The sequence below is a fragment of the Streptomyces sp. YIM S03343 genome (genome assembly GCF_054729195.1).
In genome coordinates, this window is the sequence record NZ_JBPUKX010000001.1 from 6,201,294 (window position 1) to 6,226,232 (window position 24,939).

Annotated in this window: 19 protein-coding genes; 13 read left to right on the forward strand and 6 right to left on the reverse strand. The window is 69.9% G+C overall.

The features are described 5' to 3' along the window. Window positions 1-205 precede the first annotated feature (205 nt). Genes ACSYGN_RS27065 through ACSYGN_RS27085 form a run of 5 tightly spaced genes read left to right on the forward strand, consistent with a single transcriptional unit; the run spans window position 206 to window position 4,905 of the window. Window positions 206-970 carry a DeoR/GlpR family DNA-binding transcription regulator gene (locus tag ACSYGN_RS27065; protein ID WP_460400001.1) on the forward strand — a complete coding sequence of 255 codons (765 nt, stop codon included), beginning with the start codon at window positions 206-208 and terminating at the stop codon, window positions 968-970. Then, complete coding sequence (gene pfkB, locus ACSYGN_RS27070; RefSeq protein ID WP_460400003.1) at window positions 967-1,965, forward strand: 1-phosphofructokinase; 999 nt, start codon at window positions 967-969, stop codon at window positions 1,963-1,965. The genes ACSYGN_RS27065 and pfkB overlap by 4 nt, the downstream gene beginning before the upstream one ends. 15 nt (window positions 1,966-1,980) lie before the next feature. After that, a complete protein-coding gene (locus ACSYGN_RS27075) occupies window positions 1,981-3,429 on the forward strand; it encodes a PTS mannitol transporter subunit IICB (RefSeq protein WP_460400005.1) in 1,449 nt (482 codons plus the stop codon). After that, window positions 3,422-3,865, forward strand: a complete 444-nt coding sequence (locus ACSYGN_RS27080) for a PTS sugar transporter subunit IIA (RefSeq protein WP_460400007.1) — start codon at window positions 3,422-3,424, stop codon at window positions 3,863-3,865. Before ACSYGN_RS27075 ends, ACSYGN_RS27080 begins: the two co-directional genes overlap by 8 nt. Continuing rightward, entirely contained in the window at window positions 3,862-4,905 is a 1,044-nt protein-coding gene (locus tag ACSYGN_RS27085; RefSeq protein ID WP_460400009.1) for a zinc-dependent dehydrogenase, read from the forward strand. Before ACSYGN_RS27080 ends, ACSYGN_RS27085 begins: the two co-directional genes overlap by 4 nt. A gap of 808 nt (window positions 4,906-5,713) precedes the next feature. Here ACSYGN_RS27085 and ACSYGN_RS27090 read toward each other — a convergent pair. The 4 genes from ACSYGN_RS27090 to rpsT all read right to left on the reverse strand — a co-directional run bounded on the left by ACSYGN_RS27090 (window position 5,714) and on the right by rpsT (window position 9,914). Continuing rightward, window positions 5,714-6,757 (reverse strand): zinc-dependent dehydrogenase, encoded by a 1,044-nt coding sequence (locus tag ACSYGN_RS27090; RefSeq protein ID WP_460400009.1) that lies wholly within the window; start codon window positions 6,755-6,757, stop codon window positions 5,714-5,716. After that, a complete protein-coding gene (locus tag ACSYGN_RS27095; protein WP_460400007.1) occupies window positions 6,754-7,197 on the reverse strand; it encodes a PTS sugar transporter subunit IIA in 444 nt (147 codons plus the stop codon). The genes ACSYGN_RS27090 and ACSYGN_RS27095 overlap by 4 nt, the downstream gene beginning before the upstream one ends. Next, entirely contained in the window at window positions 7,190-8,638 is a 1,449-nt protein-coding gene (locus tag ACSYGN_RS27100) for a PTS mannitol transporter subunit IICB (protein ID WP_460400005.1), read from the reverse strand. Before ACSYGN_RS27100 ends, ACSYGN_RS27095 begins: the two co-directional genes overlap by 8 nt. A gap of 1,009 nt (window positions 8,639-9,647) precedes the next feature. Then, complete coding sequence (rpsT, locus tag ACSYGN_RS27105; RefSeq protein WP_460400011.1) at window positions 9,648-9,914, reverse strand: 30S ribosomal protein S20; 267 nt, start codon at window positions 9,912-9,914, stop codon at window positions 9,648-9,650. Window positions 9,915-10,191: 277 nt separating this feature from the next. Here rpsT and lepA point away from each other — a divergent pair, with 277 nt between their 5' ends. The 4 genes from lepA to hemW all read left to right on the forward strand — a co-directional run bounded on the left by lepA (window position 10,192) and on the right by hemW (window position 18,296). Beyond that, a complete protein-coding gene (lepA, locus tag ACSYGN_RS27110; RefSeq protein ID WP_460400013.1) occupies window positions 10,192-12,060 on the forward strand; it encodes a translation elongation factor 4 in 1,869 nt (622 codons plus the stop codon). A 329-nt stretch (window positions 12,061-12,389) separates the two neighbouring features. After that, entirely contained in the window at window positions 12,390-14,264 is a 1,875-nt protein-coding gene (locus ACSYGN_RS27115; RefSeq protein WP_460400015.1) for an AMP-dependent synthetase/ligase, read from the forward strand. 364 nt (window positions 14,265-14,628) lie between these two features. Beyond that, window positions 14,629-16,608, forward strand: a complete 1,980-nt coding sequence (locus ACSYGN_RS27120) for a SpoIIE family protein phosphatase (protein WP_460400017.1) — start codon at window positions 14,629-14,631, stop codon at window positions 16,606-16,608. Window positions 16,609-17,063: 455 nt separating this feature from the next. Further along, window positions 17,064-18,296 carry a radical SAM family heme chaperone HemW gene (gene hemW, locus ACSYGN_RS27125; RefSeq protein WP_460400019.1) on the forward strand — a complete coding sequence of 411 codons (1,233 nt, stop codon included), beginning with the start codon at window positions 17,064-17,066 and terminating at the stop codon, window positions 18,294-18,296. Between the two features lie 75 nt (window positions 18,297-18,371). On the opposite strand, the gene ACSYGN_RS27130 is transcribed toward hemW, so the two are convergent. Together ACSYGN_RS27130 and ACSYGN_RS27135 are read right to left on the reverse strand one after the other, a co-directional pair. Beyond that, window positions 18,372-19,193 (reverse strand): DUF3097 domain-containing protein, encoded by an 822-nt coding sequence (locus ACSYGN_RS27130; RefSeq protein ID WP_460400021.1) that lies wholly within the window; start codon window positions 19,191-19,193, stop codon window positions 18,372-18,374. Between the two features lie 46 nt (window positions 19,194-19,239). Continuing rightward, window positions 19,240-19,989, reverse strand: a complete 750-nt coding sequence (locus ACSYGN_RS27135; protein ID WP_460400023.1) for an MBL fold metallo-hydrolase — start codon at window positions 19,987-19,989, stop codon at window positions 19,240-19,242. Between the two features lie 226 nt (window positions 19,990-20,215). On the opposite strand from ACSYGN_RS27135, the gene hrcA reads away from it, so the two are divergent. The 4 genes from hrcA to ACSYGN_RS27155 all read left to right on the forward strand — a co-directional run bounded on the left by hrcA (window position 20,216) and on the right by ACSYGN_RS27155 (window position 24,852). After that, window positions 20,216-21,232 (forward strand): heat-inducible transcriptional repressor HrcA, encoded by a 1,017-nt coding sequence (gene hrcA / locus ACSYGN_RS27140; protein ID WP_460400025.1) that lies wholly within the window; start codon window positions 20,216-20,218, stop codon window positions 21,230-21,232. Then, window positions 21,233-22,372, forward strand: a complete 1,140-nt coding sequence (gene dnaJ, locus ACSYGN_RS27145) for a molecular chaperone DnaJ (RefSeq protein ID WP_460400027.1) — start codon at window positions 21,233-21,235, stop codon at window positions 22,370-22,372. Between the two features lie 615 nt (window positions 22,373-22,987). Continuing rightward, the gene (locus ACSYGN_RS27150) at window positions 22,988-24,073 is read left to right on the forward strand and encodes a nitronate monooxygenase (RefSeq protein ID WP_460400029.1); all 1,086 of its coding nucleotides are present in this window, start codon (window positions 22,988-22,990) and stop codon (window positions 24,071-24,073) included. Continuing rightward, window positions 24,073-24,852 (forward strand): 16S rRNA (uracil(1498)-N(3))-methyltransferase, encoded by a 780-nt coding sequence (locus ACSYGN_RS27155; RefSeq protein WP_460400031.1) that lies wholly within the window; start codon window positions 24,073-24,075, stop codon window positions 24,850-24,852. Before ACSYGN_RS27150 ends, ACSYGN_RS27155 begins: the two co-directional genes overlap by 1 nt. Window positions 24,853-24,939: the final 87 nt, after the last annotated feature.

Consider the following 24,939-nt stretch of genomic DNA (forward strand, 5'->3'; position numbering starts at 1 on the left):
CGGACACGGCCGGGGAGCGTGTCCGGACATCTGTGTTTGACACCTGCGAGAGGTGTTTTTCAGGGTTGTACGTGGTTCAGCGAGCTGATGTCAACACAATCGGAAGGGTAAAACAACACACTCAGAAGTTGTTGCCTTTCATGCGGGTCGGAGTACTGTCTGGCGTAGACAGGCATCACCCCACATGAAACGGACCTGATCCAACATGTACGCACCCGAGCGGCAGCAACGGATCGTTCAGCTGGCCCAGGAGCTCGGCCGGGTGGAAGTCCCCTCGCTGGCCGAAGACTTCGGCGTCACGCAGGAGACCGTCCGGCGCGACCTGACAGCCCTTGAACGCGCCGGACTGCTGCGCCGGGTGCACGGCGGTGCGCTGCCTGCCGGAGGCTTGCGCCTGGTGGAGCCCGGGCTTGCGGAGCGTGACTCCACCGCCGCAGCCGACAAGGAGCGGATCGCCAAGGCCGCCCTGGCGCTGCTGCCCGATGAGGGCAGCGTGCTGCTGGACGCCGGCACCACCATCTCCCGGCTCGCCGCGCTGCTGCCGCTGGACTCCGCGCTCACCGTCGTGACCAACGCGCTGCCGGTGGCCGCGCGGCTGGCGGAGTATCCCAACCTCAATCTCCATCTGGTCGGCGGCCGGCTGCGGCACCGTACCCAGGCGGCGGTGGACGCCTGGGCCCTGCGGGACCTGGCCGACCTGGAGGCGGACACCGCCGTGATCGCGACCAACGGCTTCGCAGCGCACTCCGGGCTCTCCACGCCCGATCTCGCGGAGGCCGCGGTGAAGCGGGCCATGGTGGCGAGCGCCCGGCGCGTGGTGCTGCTCGCCGACTCGAGCAAGTACGGAGCGCGGTACTTCGCCAGGTTCGCGACCTTGGACCAGGTGGACGTGGTCGTCACGGACACCGGTCTGACCGACGAGCAGGCCGAGGAGATCGCGGCCGTGGGACCGGAGGTGATCCGAGCATGATCGTCACCATCACTCCGAATCCGAGCCTGGACTGCACCTTCGAGGTGACAGAGCTCCGGCGGGGTGCGGTGCATCGTGCGGCTGCCGACCGGGTGGACCCGGGCGGCAAGGGCGTGAATGTGTCACGTGCGCTGAGCGCCGCGGGGCACGCCACGACGGCCGTGCTGCCGCTGGGCGGGTCCTCGGGGATGCTGATGGCCGAACTCCTGGCCAGACAGGGCATCGAGATCGCGCCGGTATGGGTCGAAGGCACGACCAGAGTCAATGTGAGCGCCGTCGAGCCGGACGGTGTGCTCACGAAGATCAACGCTCCGGGCCCGGAGCTGACCGCTGAAGAATCCGACGTACTGCTGAAGACCGTGCGCGGTCTGATCGGGCCGGACACGGAGTGGCTGGCGTGCTGCGGCAGCCTGCCCCGGGGTCTGGCGCCCGAGTGGTACGCGGAGCTGGTGACGTGGGTGCACGACTGCGGTGCGCGGATCGCGCTGGACACCTCGGGTCCGGCGTTGCTGGCCGCGCTGAAGGCAGGCCCCGATGTGGTCAAGCCGAACCGTGAGGAGCTCGCGGAAGCGGTGGGCCGACCGCTGGTGACGGTCGGTGACGCGCTTGAGGCGGCAAGGGAGCTGCGCGGACTGGGTGCACGTCAGGTGCTCGCCAGCCTCGGCGCGGACGGAATGCTGCTGGTGTCCGCGGAGGGCGAGTGGTACGGCAGTGCGGCCGTGACCGACGTCCGAAGCGATGTGGGAGCGGGAGACGCTTCCCTTGCTGGCTTCCTCGGTGCAGGCGGTGCCGGGTGGAGGGGTCTGGTGGCGGCGGTGGCGCATGGTGCTGCTGCTGTGTCGTTGCCGGGCAGTGTGATGCCGGCTCCGGCGGATGTGTGTCCGTCCGGGGTTGTTGGCGGGGCTGATGTTCCGCTGTTGCGGCCGCTGGGCGGTCGTGTCGGCCGGTTGTTGACCGGTCGGGGTCGGGGACGTGTCTCATCCCTACCGGAGTGAATCGGAAGATTTGTAATGACTGACACAGCGGCGTTGAAGAACCTGGAAGGCAACGGGTTCAGAGCCAGAGTCCAGCGGCTCGGCGGGCAGTTGGCCGGCATGGTGATGCCGAATATCGCGGCGTTCATCGCGTGGGGTCTGATCACGGCGATGTTCATCCCGACGGGGTGGATTCCGAACGAGACGTTGGCGAAGCTCGTCGGGCCGATGATCACGTTCCTGCTGCCGGTGTTGATCGGTTACACCGGCGGTCGCATGGTGCACGGTCAGCGTGGTGCGGTGGTCGCGGCGATTGCCACGGTGGGTGTGGCGGTCGGTGCGGACGGTACGCCGATGTTCCTGGGTGCGATGATCATCGGCCCGTTCACGGCGTATCTGCTGAAGCTGGTGGACGGGTATCTGCAGCCGCGGACGCGTGCCGGGTTCGAGATGCTGGTGGACAACTTCTCCGCGGGCATTCTCGGTGGTGCGATGGCCGTGGGTGGTGTGGCGGGTGTCGGGCCGGTGGTCAGGTCGCTGACGACGGCTGCGGGTCATGGTGTGGACTGGCTGGTCAGCAATCATCTGCTGCCGGTGGTGTCGATCATTGTGGAGCCGGCGAAGGTCCTGTTCCTGAACAATGCGATCAACCACGGTGTGCTGTCGCCTCTGGGTGTGGACGAGGCGGCGAAGCACGGCAAGTCGATCCTGTTCATGATCGAGACGAACCCCGGTCCGGGTCTGGGCATTCTGCTGGCGTATCTGCTGTTCGGTCCGAAGCGTCTGCGCGGGTCGGTTCCGGGTGCGATCGTGGTGCACTTCCTGGGTGGTATCCACGAGATCTACTTCCCGTACCTGCTGATGAAGCCGCGTCTGATCCTGGCGGCGGTCGCCGGTGGTATGGCGGGTGTGTCGACGGCGATGGTCACGGGTGCGGGTCTGGTCGCGGCTCCGTCGCCGGGCAGCATCTTCGCCTATCTCGCGGTGACGCCGAAGGGCGGCTACTTCTCGGTGCTGGCGTCGATCGCGGTGGCTGCGACGGTGTCGTTCCTGGTGGGTTCGGCTCTGCTGAAGACGGAGCGCAAGTCCGGTGAGGACGACGAGCCGGCTGCGGTTGAGGGCGGTGTGGTGTCCTCGGATGCTGAGGCTGTGGTGGCGGACGCGGAGGCTGTGGTGTCGCGGTCGCTGGCGGGTGCGGACATCAAGAACGTGGTCGTGGCGTGTGACGCGGGGATGGGCTCCAGTGTGATGCTGGCGAGCCAGCTGACGAAGCGGCTGAAGCCCTACGGTGTGACGGTCACGCACAAGGCGGTGAACGAGCTGCCGGCGGACACGCCGCTGGTGGTGACGCATCAGGATCTGGCGGCGCGGGCGCGGTCGATCGCGCCGAACGCGGTGATCATCCCGTTCCAGTCGTTCCTGAACGATCCGGCCTTCGACAGGCTGGAGGAAGCCATTCGTGACGGAGGAGAGGTTCGTGCCTGAGGTTCTGCCCCGTGAGGGTATCCGTGTCGGGCTGAAGGCTGCCGACCGGTGGGACGCGGTGCGTCAGTGCGGTGCGGTTCTGGAGGAGCTGGGCGCGGTCGAGGACGGCTACGCGGCGGCGATGCTGGAGCGTGAGCGGTCGGTGTCCACCTTTGTGGGTGAGGGTGTCGCGATCCCGCACGGTACGTCCCAGTCGCGGTCGCTGGTGAGGCGGACGGCGCTGGCGGTGCTGCAGTTCCCCGCAGGGGTGGACTGGGGCGGCCAGTCGGTCACCACGTGTGTGGCGATCGCGGCGAAGGGCGACGAGCACATTTCGGTGCTCTCCGCTCTGGCTCTTCTGCTGCTGGAGCCCGACCAGGCCGAGAAGCTGCGTGCTTCGTCGGACCCGGACGAGATCTATCAGCTTCTGGAATCGATCAGCAAGGACATCGCATGAAGGTCGCACGTTTCTACGCTCCCGGTGATCTCCGGATAGAGGACGTGCCGGAGCCGGTCCCGGGGCCGGACGAGGTGAAGATCAGGGTCCGTAACTGCTCGACGTGCGGTACGGATGTGAAGATCTTCAATCATGGTCATCAGCATCTGGACCCGCCGCGGGTGATGGGTCACGAGATTGCGGGTGAGGTCGTCGAGGTCGGCGCCCAGGTTGCGGGCGGCTGGGTCGCGGGTGACCGTGTCCAGGTGATCGCGGCGGTGCCGTGCGGTGAGTGCGCGGACTGCACCGCCGGGCGGCTGACGATCTGCCCGAACCAGACGTCGGTGGGTTACCAGTACGACGGCGGGTTCGCCGAGTACCTGATCGTGCCGCACGCCGTTTTGAAGGTCGACGGCCTGAACCGGATCCCGGAGGGCGTGTCGTTCGCGGAGGCGTCGGTGGCGGAGCCGCTGGCGTGTGCGATCAACGGTCAGGAACTCGCCCGGGTGGGCGAGGGCGACGACGTGATCGTGATGGGTGCGGGTCCGATCGGCTGCATGCATGTTCATCTGGCGCGTGCGCGGGGTGCCCGCAGGGTGTTCCTCGCGGACATCAACGCGGGCCGGCTGAAGCAGTCCGCTGATGCTGTGAAGCCGGATGCGGCGATCTGCGGTGCGGATGTCGACATGGTCGAGGAGGTCCTGCGGCTGACCGACGGGCGTGGCGTGGATGTGGTGATCACGGCTGCGGCATCCGGGAAGGCGCAGGAGGACGGTGTGCGGATGGCGGCCCGGCAGGGCCGGATCAGCCTGTTCGGGGGTCTGCCGAAGACCGCGCCGACGATCACGCTGGACTCGAACCTGGTCCACTACCGTGAGCTGACGGTGGTGGGTGTGAACGGGTCCAGCCCCGCGCACAACAAGCAGGCCCTTGAGCTCATCGCGTCCGGGAAGGTCCCGGTCAAGGACCTCATCACGCACCGTATGACCCTGGACCAGGTCCCCGAGGCCATCGCCACGGTCGCCGCGGGCGACGCGATCAAGGTCACCATCGAACCCTGACCCCACCCCCCCCCCCAACAGCGGCCCGGCCGGATCCCCCGATCCGACCGGGCCGCACCACATCCCCCCACCGAATCACCGCCAAAGACCGCCCGTGGGCGGCCAGTTGCCTACGGCCCGTTCACCCACGGAGTGGGAACGCGGCCCGCATCCGCCACCTCGCGCCGTCATCCACCCTGAGGTCGACACACGATGCATAGGACGTGATGGGCAGTCCAGGGAGCAGGGCGGATTCGATCTCGTCCAGGACGGGCTCGTCCTGACCGTCTGCGACGGTCGGGTGGGGTACGACATCGCGGTGAACCGGCCACCGCAGGGAGGGGCCTCGGGCCACCGGTCGGCCATCGCCTCGGTGAGCTGCCGTAGCCAGCTGTCCGGCTCAGGAGCCAGACACAGCACGCTGGGAAACCGCCCGCAGTTGCCGGACCAAGGTCGAAAGCGTCATACATGGGCCGGAAACCCCTGCCCGTGCTGACGGGCCGAACCGTTCGTGCCAGGCTCGGACAAGCCGGTTCCGCCCCCGGGACGCTGATGATGAGGGCCGTCGAAGCAGGTCGGACGAAGTCCGCTCCGGTTAGGCAGCGCCCCGAAGGGGCGCGGGGAACTGCGCGACCAGCCACGATGGTGCCGCAGACGGCAGACGGCACTTCCAGCGGAGTGCTCAGCCCGCCAGAAACCCGCTCGTGCTGTCGTCTGCCATGGACGGCATGCTGTCATGCCTAAGTGGTTGGTTGTGGTGGGGGGGATGTGGTGCGGCCCGGTCGGATCGGGGGATCCGGCCGGGCCGCTGTTGGGGGGGGGGGTGGGGTCAGGGTTCGATGGTGACCTTGATCGCGTCGCCCGCGGCGACCGTGGCGATGGCCTCGGGGACCTGGTCCAGGGTCATACGGTGCGTGATGAGGTCCTTGACCGGGACCTTCCCGGACGCGATGAGCTCAAGGGCCTGCTTGTTGTGCGCGGGGCTGGACCCGTTCACACCCACCACCGTCAGCTCACGGTAGTGGACCAGGTTCGAGTCCAGCGTGATCGTCGGCGCGGTCTTCGGCAGACCCCCGAACAGGCTGATCCGGCCCTGCCGGGCCGCCATCCGCACACCGTCCTCCTGCGCCTTCCCGGATGCCGCAGCCGTGATCACCACATCCACGCCACGCCCGTCGGTCAGCCGCAGGACCTCCTCGACCATGTCGACATCCGCACCGCAGATCGCCGCATCCGGCTTCACAGCATCAGCGGACTGCTTCAGCCGGCCCGCGTTGATGTCCGCGAGGAACACCCTGCGGGCACCCCGCGCACGCGCCAGATGAACATGCATGCAGCCGATCGGACCCGCACCCATCACGATCACGTCGTCGCCCTCGCCCACCCGGGCGAGTTCCTGACCGTTGATCGCACACGCCAGCGGCTCCGCCACCGACGCCTCCGCGAACGACACGCCCTCCGGGATCCGGTTCAGGCCGTCGACCTTCAAAACGGCGTGCGGCACGATCAGGTACTCGGCGAACCCGCCGTCGTACTGGTAACCCACCGACGTCTGGTTCGGGCAGATCGTCAGCCGCCCGGCGGTGCAGTCCGCGCACTCACCGCACGGCACCGCCGCGATCACCTGGACACGGTCACCCGCGACCCAGCCGCCCGCAACCTGGGCGCCGACCTCGACGACCTCACCCGCAATCTCGTGACCCATCACCCGCGGCGGGTCCAGATGCTGATGACCATGATTGAAGATCTTCACATCCGTACCGCACGTCGAGCAGTTACGGACCCTGATCTTCACCTCGTCCGGCCCCGGGACCGGCTCCGGCACGTCCTCTATCCGGAGATCACCGGGAGCGTAGAAACGTGCGACCTTCATGCGATGTCCTTGCTGATCGATTCCAGAAGCTGATAGATCTCGTCCGGGTCCGACGAAGCACGCAGCTTCTCGGCCTGGTCGGGCTCCAGCAGCAGAAGAGCCAGAGCGGAGAGCACCGAAATGTGCTCGTCGCCCTTCGCCGCGATCGCCACACACGTGGTGACCGACTGGCCGCCCCAGTCCACCCCTGCGGGGAACTGCAGCACCGCCAGCGCCGTCCGCCTCACCAGCGACCGCGACTGGGACGTACCGTGCGGGATCGCGACACCCTCACCCACAAAGGTGGACACCGACCGCTCACGCTCCAGCATCGCCGCCGCGTAGCCGTCCTCGACCGCGCCCAGCTCCTCCAGAACCGCACCGCACTGACGCACCGCGTCCCACCGGTCGGCAGCCTTCAGCCCGACACGGATACCCTCACGGGGCAGAACCTCAGGCACGAACCTCTCCTCCGTCACGAATGGCTTCCTCCAGCCTGTCGAAGGCCGGATCGTTCAGGAACGACTGGAACGGGATGATCACCGCGTTCGGCGCGATCGACCGCGCCCGCGCCGCCAGATCCTGATGCGTCACCACCAGCGGCGTGTCCGCCGGCAGCTCGTTCACCGCCTTGTGCGTGACCGTCACACCGTAGGGCTTCAGCCGCTTCGTCAGCTGGCTCGCCAGCATCACACTGGAGCCCATCCCCGCGTCACACGCCACGACCACGTTCTTGATGTCCGCACCCGCCAGCGACCGCGACACCACAGCCTCCGCGTCCGCCACCACAGCCTCAGCATCCGAGGACACCACACCGCCCTCAACCGCAGCCGGCTCGTCGTCCTCACCGGACTTGCGCTCCGTCTTCAGCAGAGCCGAACCCACCAGGAACGACACCGTCGCAGCCACCGCGATCGACGCCAGCACCGAGAAGTAGCCGCCCTTCGGCGTCACCGCGAGATAGGCGAAGATGCTGCCCGGCGACGGAGCCGCGACCAGACCCGCACCCGTGACCATCGCCGTCGACACACCCGCCATACCACCGGCGACCGCCGCCAGGATCAGACGCGGCTTCATCAGCAGGTACGGGAAGTAGATCTCGTGGATACCACCCAGGAAGTGCACCACGATCGCACCCGGAACCGACCCGCGCAGACGCTTCGGACCGAACAGCAGATACGCCAGCAGAATGCCCAGACCCGGACCGGGGTTCGTCTCGATCATGAACAGGATCGACTTGCCGTGCTTCGCCGCCTCGTCCACACCCAGAGGCGACAGCACACCGTGGTTGATCGCATTGTTCAGGAACAGGACCTTCGCCGGCTCCACAATGATCGACACCACCGGCAGCAGATGATTGCTGACCAGCCAGTCCACACCATGACCCGCAGCCGTCGTCAGCGACCTGACCACCGGCCCGACACCCGCCACACCACCCACGGCCATCGCACCACCGAGAATGCCCGCGGAGAAGTTGTCCACCAGCATCTCGAACCCGGCACGCGTCCGCGGCTGCAGATACCCGTCCACCAGCTTCAGCAGATACGCCGTGAACGGGCCGATGATCATCGCACCCAGGAACATCGGCGTACCGTCCGCACCGACCGCCACACCCACCGTGGCAATCGCCGCGACCACCGCACCACGCTGACCGTGCACCATGCGACCGCCGGTGTAACCGATCAACACCGGCAGCAGGAACGTGATCATCGGCCCGACGAGCTTCGCCAACGTCTCGTTCGGAATCCACCCCGTCGGGATGAACATCGCCGTGATCAGACCCCACGCGATGAACGCCGCGATATTCGGCATCACCATGCCGGCCAACTGCCCGCCGAGCCGCTGGACTCTGGCTCTGAACCCGTTGCCTTCCAGGTTCTTCAACGCCGCTGTGTCAGTCATTACAAATCTTCCGATTCACTCCGGTAGGGATGAGACACGTCCCCGACCCCGACCGGTCAACAACCGGCCGACACGACCGCCCAGCGGCCGCAACAGCGGAACATCAGCCCCGCCAACAACCCCGGACGGACACACATCCGCCGGAGCCGGCATCACACTGCCCGGCAACGACACAGCAGCAGCACCATGCGCCACCGCCGCCACCAGACCCCTCCACCCGGCACCGCCTGCACCGAGGAAGGCATGAAGAGAGGCACCGCCCGCGTATGCGTCAGCGTCATCCAGCGCGATGCGCTGAATGATCTGAGGCTGACGCTTCGCTGCGTACATGTGGGATCAAGTCCGTTTCATGTGGGGTGATGCCTGTCTAGGGCGAACAGTACTCCCACTGGCCAGGAAGACAACACTTCTGACTGTGTTGCTTTACCTTTCCGTATGTGTTGACATCGCGGCCCTGGTGCACGTAGAACCCTGGAAAACACCCCGCTCGGGTGAGAAACACAGATGTCCGGACACGCTCCCCGGCCGCGTTCGGGCAGGGGGCAGTCTGAGCCGCCTTCGGACTGCCCCCAGCAAGCACACACAAACGCAACCCCCCTGTGAGGGGGGTTGCTGCACGTCGTCCCTTCGAGCGGCTGAGGTCGAACGGCTGAGTGCGAACGCTGAGTTCGAGCGGCTGAGTTCGAAGGCCTGAGCAGGGACGACTGAGTACGGACGACACCCGTGCGCACGACACGCCTACGCACGACACGCCTACGCGCGGCACAAGTACGCACGGCGCGAGTACGCGCGACACGAGTACGGCCGTACAGAACGCCGGAGGCCCCGGCTTCCGCCCTGGGGAAGGGCGGAAGCCGGGGCCTCCGGTTTCAGACTGCTGTGCTGTGGATCCACGCCCGCGTGGCGAACGCAGGCCGCGCGTGGATCCGGGGTGCCGGTCGGGAGCGGATGAGAGAGGGCCCGCTCTGGGTCCTTCCGGCGGTCAGGCCAAGAAAGCCAAGAGAAAGGGTCAGCCCTGGAGGGACCCGACCTTGGAAGCAAGCGCCGACTTCTTGTTGGCGGCCTGGTTCTTGTGGATGACGCCCTTCGAGACGGCCTTGTCGAGCTGACGCGCGGCAGCGCGCTGGTACTCGTTGGCCTTCTCGACGTCACCCGCGGCAGCGGCCTCGCGGGCCTTGCGGATCGCGGTCTTCAGAGAGGACTTGACGGCCTTGTTGCGCAGCCGGGCCTTCTCGTTGGTCTTGTTCCGCTTGATCTGGGACTTGATGTTCGCCACGAATGAGCCTTTTCAGGTTCTGGCGCGGGGCCGCTCGGGTCCCGTGCCGGTGATCTCTTGAGGTGTGCCTCGCGCTGAGAGGGCATGAGACACAGCGACCCAATCTACCAGCGGCCCGGCGCCCGCCCAAAACCGCCCTCGGGGGCCCTGGTGCCGTTACACCCCCGTCACCGCCCGAACCGGTACCGGCCCCCCGCCCGTGGGACCATGGATGCCTACGTATCGATCCGACCCGAGCCGCCGATCCCTGCGGATACCTCAAGAATCAGGACCCTGCGTGCCCGCGACCCCTAACAATGTGCCCGAGCCGAGCCGTACCGACCCGGCTCTGATCCGCAACTTCTGCATCATCGCGCACATCGACCACGGCAAGTCCACCCTCGCCGACCGGATGCTCCAGCTGACCGGAGTGGTCGAGCAGCGGCAGATGCGTGCTCAGTATCTCGACCGCATGGACATCGAGCGCGAGCGCGGCATCACGATCAAGTCCCAGGCCGTGCGGCTGCCCTGGGCCCCGAGCCAGGATCCGGGCAACACCCACATCCTCAACATGATCGACACCCCGGGGCACGTCGACTTCACGTACGAGGTCTCGCGGTCGCTCGCCGCCTGCGAGGGGACCGTCCTCCTGGTGGACGCGGCGCAGGGCATCGAGGCGCAGACCCTCGCCAACCTCTATCTGGCGATGGAGAACGACCTCACGATCATCCCCGTCCTGAACAAGATCGACCTGCCGGCCGCGCAGCCCGAGAAGTTCGCCGAGGAACTCGCCAACCTGGTCGGCTGCAACCCCGAGGACGTCCTGCGGGTGTCCGCCAAGACCGGCGTGGGGGTCGACGCGCTGCTCGACAAGGTCGTACGGGAGGTCCCCGCGCCCGTCGGGGTCGCCGACGCGCCCGCCCGCGCGATGATCTTCGACTCGGTCTACGACTCCTACCGCGGTGTGGTCACCTACGTCAGGGTCATCGACGGCCAGCTCAACAAGCGTGAGCGCATCCGGATGATGTCGACCGGCGCCACCCACGAGCTGCTGGAGATCGGCACCAACTCGCCCGAGATGCTGTCCGCCGATGGGCTCGGCGTGGGTGAGGTCGGCTATCTGATCACCGGTGTGAAGGACGTCCGCCAGTCCAAGGTCGGCGACACCGTCACCAGCCAGCACAAGGGAGCCACGGACGCCCTCGGCGGGTACAAGGACCCGAAGCCGATGGTGTTCTCCGGTCTGTACCCGCTGGACGGCTCCGACTACCCCGAACTGCGCGAGGCCCTCGACAAGCTCCAGCTCAACGACGCCGCCCTGGTCTACGAGCCGGAGACCTCCGCGGCCCTCGGCTTCGGCTTCCGCGTCGGCTTCCTCGGCCTGCTGCACCTCGACGTCATCAGGGAGCGGCTGGAGCGCGAGTTCGGCCTCGACCTGATCGCGACCGCACCCAACGTGGTCTACCGGGTGATCATGGAGGACGGCAGCGAGCACGTCGTCACCAACCCGAGCGAGTTCCCCGAGGGCAAGATCGACGAGGTGTACGAGCCCGTCGTCCGGGCGACGATCCTGGCGCCCACCGAGTTCATCGGCGCGATCATGGAGCTGTGCCAGACCCGGCGCGGCGCCCTGCTCGGCATGGACTACCTCTCCGAGGACCGGGTCGAGATCCGCTACACCCTGCCGCTGGCCGAGATCGTCTTCGACTTCTTCGACCAGCTCAAGTCCAAGACGCGCGGCTACGCGTCGCTGGACTACGAGCCCACCGGCGAGCAGTCCTCGAGCCTCGTCAAGGTCGACATCCTGCTGCACGGCGACAAGGTGGACGCCTTCTCCGCGATCACCCACAAGGACCAGGCGTACGCATACGGCGTACGGCTCGTCGCCAAGCTCCGGGAACTCATCCCGCGGCAGAACTTCGAGGTGCCGGTGCAGGCCGCCATCGGCTCCCGGGTGATCGCCCGCGAGACCATCCGCGCCATCCGCAAGGACGTCCTCGCCAAGTGCTACGGCGGTGACATCTCCCGTAAGCGGAAGCTGCTGGAGAAGCAGAAGGAAGGCAAGAAGCGGATGAAGATGGTGGGCGCGGTGGAGGTTCCGCAGGAGGCGTTCATCGCCGTCCTGTCCAGCGACGACAGCGTGGCGTCCGCCAAGGGCAAGAAGTGATCGTGCGTCAGCCGTCATCACGCCATCCGCAATCGCGTCACCCGAGGTCGCATCACCCGAAGTGAGGAACGGCCGCCCGGCAAACGGGGCGGAACGGGGGCCTGCCGTGCCAAAGTGCGGCGGGCCCCCGGGCGTTCGGGCGGTCATGCTGTGGAGTAGGCGACAGACCCCACCCCTTACGCAGCCGCCGGTCGCGCCTTACTCTGATCCCTGCTCCATAGTTACTCGCGAGTTAAACAAACGGTCCGGGTCGGGGACCAGGGCCGTGACCCGCGGGTGGAAAACCAGCCGCACGAGCCAGCCGCCTGCCGCGGGCCCCGGAGGATGTCGTGAGCGACACACAGACCCTGATCGAGAACCGTCCGCCGTCTGTCGCGGGCCTCTTCCTGGAGCGGGTGACAGCCACGCCGGACGCCGAGGCCTACCGCTTCCCGGTGCCCGCTGCCTCCGGTGACGGCCCCGACGAGTGGGCGTCGCTGACCTGGGCGCAGGCCGCCGAGCGGGTGTACGCGATCGCGGCCGGGCTCATCGAGCTGGGGGTGCAGCCGGAGCAGCGCGTGGCGCTGGCCTCCTCGACTCGTGTCGAGTGGATCCTCGCCGACCTCGGCATCCTGTGCGCCGGTGCGGCCACGACCACCGTCTACCCGCAGACCAACGCCGACGAGTCGGCGTTCATCCTGTCCGACTCCGAGAGCAAGGTGCTCATCGCGGAGAACGCCGAGCAGCTCGCCAAGGCCGAGGAGCGGCAGTCCGACCTGCCCGACCTCACGCACATCGTGGTCGTGGACGCGGCCGGGGTCGAGTCCTCCGACCGGGTGCTGACGCTTGCCGAGCTGGAGCGGCGCGGGGCGGCCTATCTGGAGGTGCACCCCGAGCTGATCAAGGAGCGGGTCGGCGCGATCACCTCCGAGCAGCTCGCCACCCTGATCTACACCTCCGGTACCACCGGCCGCCCCAAGGGCGTGCGCCTGCCGCATGACAACTGGTCCTACATGGCCAAGGCGATCTCGGCGACCGGGCTGATCGGCGCCGACGACGTGCAGTACCTGTGGCTGCCGCTGGCGCACGTCTTCGGCAAGGTGCTCACCTCGGGTCAGATCGAGGTCGGGCACGTCACCGCCGTGGACGGCCGCGTCGACAAGATCATCGAGAATCTGCCGGTCGTGCAGCCGACGTACATGGCTGCCGTGCCCCGGATCTTCGAGAAGGTCTACAACGGCGTCGCCGCCAAGGCCCGTGCGGGCGGCGCTGCCAAGTACAAGATCTTCCAGTGGGCGTCCGAGGTCGCCCGCGAGTACGCCAAGGTCACCCAGGACACCTTCGCGCGCACCGGCAGCCGTAGCGCGCCCTTCGCTCTCGCCGCCAAGCACAAGGCCGCCGACGCGCTCGTCTACTCCAAGATCCGCGAGGCGTTCGGCGGGCGGCTGCGCGCCTGTGTCTCCGGCAGCGCCGCCCTGGCCCCGGAGATCGGCTACTTCTTCGCCGGCGCAGGCATCCATGTCCTGGAGGGCTACGGGCTCACCGAGTCCTCGGCGGCGTCCTTCGTCAACCCCGGCGAGGCCTACCGCACCGGCACCGTCGGCAAGCCGCTGCCCGGCACCGAGGTGCGCATCGCGGAGGACGGCGAGATCCTGCTGCGCGGCCCCGGCATCATGCAGGGCTATCACAAGCTGCCCGAGAAGACCGCCGAGGTGCTGGAGCCGGACGGCTGGTTGCACACCGGCGACATCGGTGAGCTGTCCGTGGACGGCTATCTGCGCATCACCGACCGCAAGAAGGACCTCATCAAGACCTCCGGCGGCAAGTACATCGCGCCCGCCGAGGTGGAGGGCCAGTTCAAGGGCGTCTGCCCGTACGTCTCCAACATCCTGGTGCACGGCGCCGACCGCAACTACTGCACCGCCCTCATCGCCCTCGACGAGATCGCGATCACCGAGTGGGCGAAGGAGAACGGCATGGAGGGCAGGCCGTACGCCGAGATCGTCGCCGACCCGGCCACGGTCGGGATGGTCGACGGCTACATCAGGGAGCTCAACCAGGGTCTCCAGCGCTGGCAGACCATCAAGAAATTCCGCCTCCTCCCGCGCGACCTCGATGTCGAGCACGGCGAGATCACCCCGAGCCTGAAGCTGAAGCGGCCGGTGGTGGAACGGGAGTACAAGTACCTCATCGAGGAGATGTACGCGGGCACGCGGGAGGCGTGACACCGGGGGCGGGCCGGGGCGGGGACGGAGGCGGCCTCGCGGCTGGCCCTCCCGGCCCTCCCGGCCCACCAGGCCTACCAGGCCCTCACGGCCCTCACGACCCTCACGGCCCCGGAACGTGACCGGCGTTCCGGGGCCGTCGAGTGCCGTCGCGCGGTATGTCGAGAGTCGAGCGGGCGACCGGTACCCGGACGGGGAGTCGTTCGGAGTCGGTCCGTAAACCGTCCCTGTCCGTGCACTCGTATAGCACGGTTGTCACCCGTCACGGTCTTCTTCGGTAACTCGATGCTTATGTGCGGAGCCGGTCTGTCACCATGCCCCCATCGGCCGAGCGAATTCGTGCCACCTCCTGGGGGAGCTGTCCATGTGGGCCATTCCGACGCAACGGGAGACCATGTCCCTCGACTCGGGCGCGCCCGCGTACACCGGCGCGGACGGGAGCGCACAGCTGTGTACGACCCTGACCGGCAGCCCCCTGGCACCGGGCGCGGCGCGCGGGCTGGTGCGGGAGGCCCTGACGGAGTGGGGCCGCCCCGGGTCGGCGGTGGGTGCCGGTTGCCCCTGCGGGCGGGTGGTGGACGACGCGCTCATCGTCGTCAGCGAACTCGTCACCAACGCCGTCGTGCACGCGGGCACCGATGTGGAGCTGCTGTGCCGGCCGGACGGGTCCGGCGGGCTCGTCGTGGAGGTCGGCGACCACCATCCCTCGCGGGCGCCGCGCGGAACCGGGCCCGAAGTGCCGTACGGGACACCGGAGTACGGCCGCGGACTGCGGCTCGTCGCCACCCTCGCCGAGTCCTGGGGCGTCACCTACCGCCGGGGCGCCAAGACGGTGTGGGCGCGCCTGACCCCCGACGGCGCCGCGGACGCCGACGGCGGCGGCGAGACGCACGACGACGCGGCCGCCCTCGACCGCGCCCTGGAACGCGGCCTCGGTGTCGCCGAGATCCTCGCCCCCTCTCCGCAGCGCGCCGAGCGCGACCGGGACTGGCTGGGCCGCGGCGCCCTCTCCTTCCTCGCCGAGGCCTCCGACCTCCTCGCCGGGCAGCTCGACGAGGACCTCGTCGCCGCCCTCACCGGCCAGCTGATCGTGCCGCGGCTCGCGGACTGGTGCGCGGTGTGGCTGGAGGACGAGTCGCTCGCACGCTGGGGAACCCGGCACCCGGGCACCGGCGACGGCGGCACGGGGGCGGCCGGGCCGCGGCTGGCCCGGGTCTGGCACAGCAGCGAGAACCGCATCGACGACCTGCGCCGCGCCCTGGCGAAGGACCCGCCCCGCCCGGCCGGCGGACCGCGCCCCGCCCCCGTCCCGCACCCCTGGCCCGGCGACGCCCTCGGCCCGCGCGATGCCCACGGCGCGGCCCTGGCCTACCGGCTGATCGCGGGCGGCCGGCCGCTCGGCACGCTCGTCATCGGCCGATCCGGAGTGCCGGACTTCCCCGACGAGATCACCGGGCTCGTCGAGGACCTCAGCCGCCGGGTGGGGCTCGCCATCGGCGCGGCCCGGCAGTACGCCCGGCAGGCCACCATCAGCGCCATCCTCCAGCGCGGTCTGCTGCCCGGCGCCGTCGCCGAGATCCCCGGGGTGAGCAGCGCGCTCGTCTACGAGCCGTGCGACAAGGGCGATCCCAGCGGCGACTTCTACGACCTCTTCCCCGCCGGGGACGGCCGCTGGTGCTTCGCCGTCGGCGACGTCCAGGGCAAGGGGCCCGAGGCGGCCGTGGTCATCGGTCTCGCCCGGCCCTGGCTGCGGCTGCTCGCCCGGGACGGCCACGGTGTCGCCGACGTCCTCGACCGCCTCAACCAGCTCCTCCTCGACGACGCCACCGAGGCGGCCGACGCCGCCGCCCGTGCCCTGGTGGCCGCCGGGGGCCGCGCGGTCGCCCCCGGTGACGGCCCCCAGACCCGCTTCCTCTCGCTTCTGCACGGCGAACTCGTCCCGCTGCCCGGCGGCGGCATCCGCTGCACCCTCGCCTCGGCGGGGCATCCGCTGCCGTTGCACCTCCGTTTGGACGGCACCGTGCGCTCGGTTGCGCATCCGCAGACCATCCTCGGGGTGGTCGAGGACGCCACGTACACCGCTGAGACGTTCGAGCTGCGCCCGGGCGACAGTCTGTTGTGCGTGACGGACGGGGTCACCGAACGGCGTGAGGGCTCGCGGCAGTTCGACGACGCGGACGGGCTCGCTCGGGCGCTGGGTGGCTGCGCCGGGCTTAGCGCCGAGGGGATCGCGGAGCGGATCAGCCGGCTGGTCCATGACTTTGCCCCGCAGCCTCCGGAGGATGATCTGGCGCTGCTGGTTCTCCAGGCGGACCGGCTGCCACCCGGCGGTGAAGGGGGGTAGGGGGCGGGGCTCAGAGTGCGGGCACGTCGTGGCTGGTCGCGCAGTTCCCCGCGCCCCTTGGGGTTCGGCGGTCGGTGGTCATCTGCGGGCACGTCGTGGCTGGTCGCGCAGTTCCCCGCGCCCCTTGGGGTTCGGCGGTCGGTGGTCATCTGCGGGCACGTTGTGGCTGGTCGCGCAGTTCCCCGCGCCCCTTGGGGTTCGGCGGTCGGTGGTCATCTGCGGGCACGTTGTGGCTGGTCGCGCAGTTCCCCGCGCCCCTTCGGGGCGCTGCCCGCCGCGCCCAGCCGCGGGCAGTCGTGCCGCTGGGGCAGCACGGGTGGGCGCGGGCGGCAACCCGTTAGCGCCGGGCTGCGCGACCTTCCCCAGCGGTACCCCGGTAGCGCCGGGCTGCGCGGCCCACCCCCCAAAGCCGCACACCGGCCCCGTACCCCCCGCCGTACGGGACAATGGAGCACATGCCTTCCGCACTCCCCGACGGCGAGCCCGTCCCCGCCGACGGTGCTCTGCCCGAGGTCGCGCTTGCCGGCGCCGCCGGCCGTCCCCTCGGGTTCTATCTGCATGTGCCGTACTGCGCGACTCGCTGCGGGTACTGCGACTTCAACACCTACACCGCCACCGAGCTGCGCGGCAGCGGCGGTGTGCTCGCCTCCCGGGACAACTACGCCGGCACCCTGATCGATGAGGTCCGCCTGGCCCGGAAGGTGCTCGGCGACGACCAGCGCGAGGTCCGTACCGTCTTTGTCGGCGGCGGTACGCCCACCCTGCTGGCCGCCGCCGACCTGGTGCGGATGCTCGCCGCGATCCGTGAGGAGTTCGGGCTCGCGGCGGACGCCGAGGTGACGACGGAGGCGAACCCCGAGTCGGTCGACCCGGCTTATCTGGCCGCTCTGCGCGAAGGGGGCTTCAACCGGATCTCCTTCGGGATGCAGAGCGCCAGGCGGCACGTACTGCGGATCCTGGACCGCACCCACACCCCCGGCCGCCCGGAGGCGTGCGTCGCCGAGGCCCGGGCGGCGGGCTTCGAGCACGTCAACCTCGACCTGATCTACGGCACCCCGGGTGAGTCCGACGACGACTGGCGGGCCTCCCTCGACGCCGCCCTCGGCGCCGGACCCGACCACATCAGCGCGTACGCCCTCATAGTCGAGGAGGGCACGCAGCTCGCCCGCCGTATCCGCCGAGGCGAGATCCCGCCGACCGACGACGACGTCCACGCCGACCGGTATCTGATCGCCGAGGAGACGCTGTCGGCGGCGGGCTACGGCTGGTACGAGGTCTCCAACTGGGCCACCACCGACGCCGCCCGCTGCCTGCACAACGAGCTGTACTGGCGCGGAGCGGACTGGTGGGGCGCGGGCCCCGGGGCGCATTCGCACGTCGGCGGTGTGCGCTGGTGGAACGTGAAGCACCCCGGCGCGTATGCGGCGGCGCTGGCCGAGGGCCGCTCCCCGGGCGCGGGCCGCGAACTGCTGACCGACGAGGACCGCCGGGTGGAGCGCATCCTGCTGGAGCTGCGGCTGAGCGAGGGCGTACCGCTGTCCCTCCTCCGTGAGCAGGGCCTCGCGGCCTCCCGCCGAGCCCTGCGCGACGGCCTCCTGGAGGCCCGCCCCTACGACGAGGGCCAAGCCGTCCTCACCCTGCGGGGCCGCCTGCTGGCGGACGCGGTGGTCAGGGACCTCGTCGACTGAGCCACAGTCTCCAGGACCGTGGCCGTCGGAGACCGCCCGGCGACCGCCCGGCGACCGCTCGGCGACCGCCCGGCGTCAGGCCGTCGCGCCGCCGTCCGCTGCCGTGACGAAGTCGATCAGTTCCTCGACCCGGCCCAGCAGTTCCGGTTCCAGGTCCTTGTAGGAGTGGACCCGGGAGAGGATGTGCTGCCAGGCCGCGCCGGTGTTGTCCGGCCAGCCGAGGGCGCGGCACACGCCCGTCTTCCAGTCCTCCCCGTGCGGGATGCGGGGCCAGGCGTCGATGCCCAGGGAGGACGGTTTCACCGCCTCCCACACGTCGATGTACGGGTGGCCCACCACCAGGGCGTGTTCGCTCGTCACCGCCTCCGCGATGCGCCACTCCTTGGTGCCCGTGACCAGGTGGTCCACCAGGACGCCGAGGCGGGCGTCGGGGCCCGGGGCGAAGCCGGTGACGATCGACGGGAGGTCGTCGACGCCCGACAGGTACTCCACGACCACGCCCTCGACGCGCAGGTCGTCGCCCCACACCTTCTCGACCAGTTCCGCGTCGTGCCGCCCCTCGACATAGATGCGCCCTGCGCGGGCCACCCGTGCGCGGGCGCCGGGGACGGCCACCGAGCCGGAGGCGGTGCGGGCGGGGCGTACGGGGGTGGACTGCGGCGGGCGTACGAGGGTCACGACCCGCCCCTCCAGGTGGAAGCCGCGCGGCTGGAGCGGGAACACCCGGTGCTTGCCGAACCGGTCCTCCAGGGTCACCGTGCCCGCCTCGCAGCGGATCACCGCGCCGCAGAAGCCGGTGCCGGGCTCCTCCACGACCAGGCCGGGCTCCGCCGGCACCTCCGGCGCGGGCTGCTGCCTCTTCCACGGCGGGGTCAGGTCCGGTGAGTACTGGCGCATTCGGACGACGATAGGAGGAACGGGGCGGCAGGGCGCCGTAGCGCCGTCACGACACGCCGAAGCGAGCCGCCAGGGCGTCCCGCTGCGCCCGCACGAACTCCGCGTCCACCGCCGCGCCGTGGCCCGGTACGTACAGGGCGTCCGGGCCGCCAAGCGCCAGCAGCCGGTCCAGGGCGGCCGGCCAGCGGGAGCGTACGGCGTCCGGTCCCGCCTGGGGTTCGCCGGACTCCTCCACGAGGTCGCCGCAGAAGACCACCTCCGGATCGTCCGGGTCGCCGGGCGACAGGGAGGGGACCAGCACCGCCAGGTCGTGGGCGGTGTGGCCGGGGCCCACGTTCGCCAGCAGCACCTGACGGCCGCCGCCGAGGTCCAGGGTCCACTCGCCGGAGACATGGTGGCGGGGAACGACCGGCGCATCGGCCGCCTCGTCCGCCTGCGCCGCGAGCAGACCGTTGCGTACCGCGTCCGCGCGCAGTTCCTCCCGCGCCCGCCGGGACATGAGCGCCGCGTCCACGCCGACCGCGCCGAACATCTCCGCGCCCGCGAACGCCGCCGCCCCGAAGACATGATCGAAGTGGGGGTGGGTGAGAGCGAGATGGGTCACACGGTGCCCCGCGAGCGCCTCCGCCTGCGCCCGCAGCCGGGTGCCCTCCGCGAGGTCCGCCCCCGCGTCGATCACCAGGACCGCACCCCGGCCCACCACCAGTCCCGCCGTGCAGTCCCACCGGGGCAGACGGCACCGCCCCACCCCGTCCGCCAGCCGCTCCCATCCGAGCTCTTCCCAAGTCACGGTCATGCAGCGACGCTAACTGTGACGGTGCTCTCGTGGGGGCACCGACGGGTCCCAGCCTTGCCGGGGGTGTACCCCACCGCCGTACACTGGCGGGGGAGCCGTTGGCACTCGCGCGCGCAGAGTGCCAGGCAGGACGTCTGCAGAGTGCCGGCAGGACGTTCAGAGACTGCTCAGGTACCGCTCAGGGACTGCCTGGGGGACTAGGGGACGACATCTGGAGGAGGGCGCGATGCTGAGTGAACGCAGGCTCCAGGTCTTGCGCGCCATCGTCCAGGACTACGTCGGCACCGAGGAACCGGTCGGCTCCAAGGCGCTCACCGAACGCCACAGCCTCGGCGTCTCCCCGGCCACTGTCCGCAACGACATGGCCGCCCTGGAGGACGAGGGGTACATCGCCCAGCCGCACACCAGCGCCGGGCGCATCCCCACCGACAAGGGCTACCGGCTGTTCGTCGACAAGCTCGCCGGTGTCAAGCCCATGACGGCCCCGGAGCGGCGCGCGATCCAGAACTTCCTCGACGGCGCCGTCGACCTCGACGACGTGGTGGCCCGTACGGTGCGGCTGCTCGCGCAGCTCACCCGGCAGGTCGCCGTCGTGCAGTACCCGTCCCTGATCCGCTCCACCGTGCGGCACGTGGAACTGCTGTCGCTCGCGCCCGCCCGCGTGATGCTGGTGCTGATCACGGACACCGGCCGTGTGGAGCAGCGGATGATCGACTGTCCCGCCCCGTTCGGCGAGGCATCGCTCGCGGATCTGCGCGCCCGGCTCAACAGCAGGGTCGCGGGCCGCCGGTTCACCGACGTGCCGCTGCTCGTCGAGGACCTCCCCGACGCGTTCGACGCCGAGGATCGCGGTACCGTTTCGACGGTGCTCTCCACCCTCCTGGAGACACTGGTCGAGGAGAACGAGGAGCGGCTCATGATCGGCGGCACCGCCAATCTGACCCGCTTCGGACATGACTTCCCCCTCACCATCCGGCCCGTCCTGGAGGCGCTGGAGGAACAGGTAGTCCTCCTGAAACTCCTGGGCGAGACGGGGGATTCGGGCATGACCGTACGCATCGGTCATGAGAACGCCTACGAGGGACTCAACTCCACGTCCGTGGTCTCGGTCGGCTACGGTTCGGGCGGCGAGGCAGTGGCCAAGCTCGGCGTGGTCGGACCGACCCGCATGGATTACCCGGGAACGATGGGAGCGGTACGCGCAGTGGCACGGTACGTCGGACAGATCCTGGCGGAGTCGTAAGTGGCCACGGACTACTACGCCGTTCTCGGCGTGCGCCGCGACGCGTCGCAGGAAGAGATCAAGAAGGCCTTCCGGCGGCTCGCACGCGAGCTGCACCCGGACGTCAATCCGGACCCGAAGACCCAGGAGCGGTTCAAGGAGATCAACGCCGCTTACGAGGTGCTCTCCGACCCGCAGAAGAAGCAGGTCTACGACCTCGGCGGCGACCCGCTCTCGCAGTCCGGCGGAGCCGGCGCGGGCGCCGGCTTCGGAGCGGGCGGCTTCGGCAACTTCTCCGACATCATGGACGCGTTCTTCGGCACGGCGTCGCAGCGCGGGCCGCGCTCGCGCACCCGGCGCGGGCAGGACGCCATGATCCGGCTGGAGGTCGAGCTGGACGAGGCCGCCTTCGGCACCACCAAGGACATCCAGGTCGACACGGCCGTCGTCTGCGGGACCTGCAACGGCGAGGGCGCCGCGCCCGGCACCGCCGCGCAGACCTGCGACATGTGCCGCGGCCGGGGCGAGGTGTCCCAGGTGACCCGGTCCTTCCTCGGCCAGGTCATGACCTCCCGCCCCTGCCCCCAGTGCCAGGGCTTCGGCACCGTCGTCCCGACGCCGTGCCCGGAGTGCGCGGGCGACGGCCGGGTCCGCTCCCGGCGCACCCTCACCGTCAAGATCCCGGCCGGTGTCGACAACGGCACCCGCATCCAGCTGGCCGGTGAGGGCGAGGTCGGCCCCGGCGGCGGCCCCGCCGGTGACCTGTACGTGGAGATCCACGAACTTCCGCACCGCACCTTCCAGCGGCGCGGCGACGATCTGCACTGCACGGTGACCATCCCGATGACCGCGGCGTCCCTCGGCACCAAGGTCCCGCTGGAGACCCTGGACGGCCTCGAAGAGGTGGACATCCGCCCGGGCACCCAGTCCGGCCAGTCCATCCCGCTGCACACCAGGGGCATCACGCACCTGCGCGGCGGCGGCCGGGGCGACCTGATCGTCCACGTGGAGGTCCAGACCCCCACCAAGCTCGACCCCGAGCAGGAACACCTCCTGAGGGAACTCGCCAAGCTGCGCGGGGAGGAACGGCCGACGGGGCAGTTCCAGCCTGGGCAGCAAGGGTTGTTCTCGCGGTTGAAGGATGCGTTCAACGGCCGGTGACGGTCGCTGTGGGTGTGGCTGGGGGTCCGGGGGTCGGTACCCGGGCAGGCGCAGTCAGCCTGGGCGGCGAGGGTTGTTCTCGTGGTTGAAGGATGCGTTCAACGGCCGGTGACGGTCGCTGTGGGTGTGGCTGGGGGTCCGGGGGTCGGTCCCCGGGCAGGCGCAGTCAGCCTGGGCGGCGAGGGTTGTTCTCGTGGTTGAAGGATGCGTTCAACGGCCGGTGACGGTCGCTGTGGGTGTGGCTGGGGGTCCGGGGGTCGGTCCCCGGGCAGGCGCAGTCAGCCTGGGCGGCGAGGGTTGTTCTCGCGGTTGAAGGATGCGTTCAACGGCCGGTGACGGTCGCTGTGGGTGTGGCTGGGGGTCCGGGGGTCGGTCCCCGGGCAGGCGCAGTCAGCTTGGGCGGCAAGGGTTGTTCTCGTGGTTGAAGGATGCGTTCAACGGCCGGTGACCGGACTCTGACGTGAACGGCCCGGAGCCGTGTCCGCTGATCGTCCGCACGTGCTGCGGGCCGGGTCGAGAGGCCCGCAGCACACCCCCGAACGCCCCCTTGCCAACGGCCTATGACAACGTCCGGGCCGATTCGGACTTGTTCAAAGGACGTGACAACATGCCGTCATGCCCTCCGCACTGATCGATCTCTGCCCGCTGCCGATCGTGCAGGCCCCCATGGCGGGTGGGATCTCGGTACCGCGACTCGCGGCGGCCGTGTCCGAGGCGGGCGGACTCGGGTTCCTGGCCGCCGGGTACAAGACGGCCGACGGCTTGTACCAGGAGATCAAGCAGATCCGGGGACTCACCGGAGAGCCCTTCGGCGTCAACATCTTCATGCCGCAGCCGCAGTACGCGGAGCCCGGCGCGGTGGAGCTCTACGCCCACCAGCTGGCCGGGGAGGCCGCCTGGTACGACACGGAACTCGGCGACCCCGACAGCGGCCGCGACGACGGCTACGACGTCAAGCTCGCCGTACTGCTCGACAACCCGGTGCCGGCGGTGTCGTTCCACTTCGGTGTGCCGCATCCTGAGGTGCTGGAGTCGCTGCGCCGCGCCGGTACCTTCACGCTGGCCACCGCGACCACCGCCGAGGAAGCCCTCGCGGTGGAGCGGGCCGGGGCCGACGCGGTGATCGCACAGGGCGTGGAGGCCGGCGGCCACCAGGGCACCCACTGGGACAACCCGGAGAACGACTGCGCCGGCATGGCCCTGCTGCCGCTCGTCGCCCAGGTCCGCGAGACCGTCGGCATACCGGTCGTCGCCGCCGGGGGAATCATGCGCGGCAGCCAGATCGCCGCCGTCCTCGCGGCGGGCGCCAGCGCGGCCCAGCTCGGCACCGCGTTCCTCGCCACCCCCGAGTCCGGCGCGAGCGCCCTGCACAAACAGGCCCTGACCAACCCCCTCTACCCCCGCACCGAACTGACCCGCGCCTTCTCCGGCCGCCCGGCCCGCGGCCTGCTCAACCGCTTCGTGCGCGAGCACGGCCGCTACGCCCCCGTCGCCTACCCGGACGTGCACCATCTGACCGCCCCGCTGCGCAAGGCCGCCGCCAAGGCCGGGGACGCGCAGGGCATGGCGCTGTGGGCGGGCCAGGGCCACCGCATGGCACGCGGGATGTCCGCGGGGCGGCTGGTGGAGCAGCTCGCCGCCGAACTCGCCGGCGCGCTCACCGCGTTGACGGGCCCGCCGAGATCCGGAGGAGAATTCTGATGACGGCACCGGTGTTCGTGGTCGACCACATCGATCACATCGACTGCATCGACGACGGCGGTGACACGGTTGAGGCGGGTGGCGCGGGGCGCTATGTCCTCGACGGCCCCGAGGGACGGCACGCCGTCTCCGTGAAACGGCTCCAGCCCGGCGAGGAGGTCGTCCTCACCGACGGCGCCGGGCGCTACGCGGTGTGCGAGGTGATCGGCACCGAGGGCAAGGACCGGCTGATCGTCCGGATGACCTCCGTCGCCGAGGAGCCCGCCGCGTCGCCGCGCATCACCGTCGTCCAGGCGCTGCCCAAGGGCGACCGGGGCGAGCTGGCCGTGGAGACGATGACCGAGGTCGGCGTCGACGCGATCGTGCCGTGGCAGGCCGCCCGCTGTATCACCCAGTGGCGCGGAGACCGCGGGATGAAGGCGCTCGGCAAGTGGCGGGCCACCGCCCGCGAGGCGGGCAAGCAGTCCCGCCGGGTCCGCTTCCCCGAGGTCGCGGACGCGGCGACGACCAAGCAGGTTGCGGCACTTCTCGTCAAATCCGACTTCGCCGCGGTGCTCCACGAGAGCGGCGACACCCCGCTCGCCACCGCCGAACTTCCCGCCGAGGGAGAGATCGTGCTGGTCGTGGGACCCGAAGGGGGCGTGTCCCCGGAGGAGTTGGCGGCGTTCACGGAGGCGGGCGCGAAGCCGTACGTCCTCGGCCCGACCGTGCTGCGCACATCCACTGCCGGGACCGCGGCGGCGGCGCTGCTGCTGGGCCGTACAGGACGCTGGTCCTGACCTGACGTCACCGGACCGCGGCCGGTGGGTCACCCGAGTGGCCGCATGTGCTCTTCCGCGGGCGCCGGGACAGTGGCAGGCTGCCCT

Coding starts and splice junctions, on each gene's coding strand:
- ACSYGN_RS27065 (WP_460400001.1), top strand. CDS start 206: ATGTACGCACCCGAGCGGCAGCAACGGATCGTTCAGCTGGCCCAGGAG.
- pfkB (WP_460400003.1), top strand. CDS start 967: ATGATCGTCACCATCACTCCGAATCCGAGCCTGGACTGCACCTTCGAG.
- ACSYGN_RS27075 (WP_460400005.1), top strand. CDS start 1,981: ATGACTGACACAGCGGCGTTGAAGAACCTGGAAGGCAACGGGTTCAGA.
- ACSYGN_RS27085 (WP_460400009.1), top strand. CDS start 3,862: ATGAAGGTCGCACGTTTCTACGCTCCCGGTGATCTCCGGATAGAGGAC.
- ACSYGN_RS27090 (WP_460400009.1), bottom strand. CDS start 6,757: ATGAAGGTCGCACGTTTCTACGCTCCCGGTGATCTCCGGATAGAGGAC.
- ACSYGN_RS27100 (WP_460400005.1), bottom strand. CDS start 8,638: ATGACTGACACAGCGGCGTTGAAGAACCTGGAAGGCAACGGGTTCAGA.
- ACSYGN_RS27120 (WP_460400017.1), top strand. CDS start 14,629: ATGTGGGCCATTCCGACGCAACGGGAGACCATGTCCCTCGACTCGGGC.
- hemW (WP_460400019.1), top strand. CDS start 17,064: ATGCCTTCCGCACTCCCCGACGGCGAGCCCGTCCCCGCCGACGGTGCT.
- ACSYGN_RS27130 (WP_460400021.1), bottom strand. CDS start 19,193: ATGCGCCAGTACTCACCGGACCTGACCCCGCCGTGGAAGAGGCAGCAG.
- ACSYGN_RS27135 (WP_460400023.1), bottom strand. CDS start 19,989: ATGACCGTGACTTGGGAAGAGCTCGGATGGGAGCGGCTGGCGGACGGG.
- hrcA (WP_460400025.1), top strand. CDS start 20,216: ATGCTGAGTGAACGCAGGCTCCAGGTCTTGCGCGCCATCGTCCAGGAC.
- ACSYGN_RS27150 (WP_460400029.1), top strand. CDS start 22,988: ATGCCCTCCGCACTGATCGATCTCTGCCCGCTGCCGATCGTGCAGGCC.
- ACSYGN_RS27155 (WP_460400031.1), top strand. CDS start 24,073: ATGACGGCACCGGTGTTCGTGGTCGACCACATCGATCACATCGACTGC.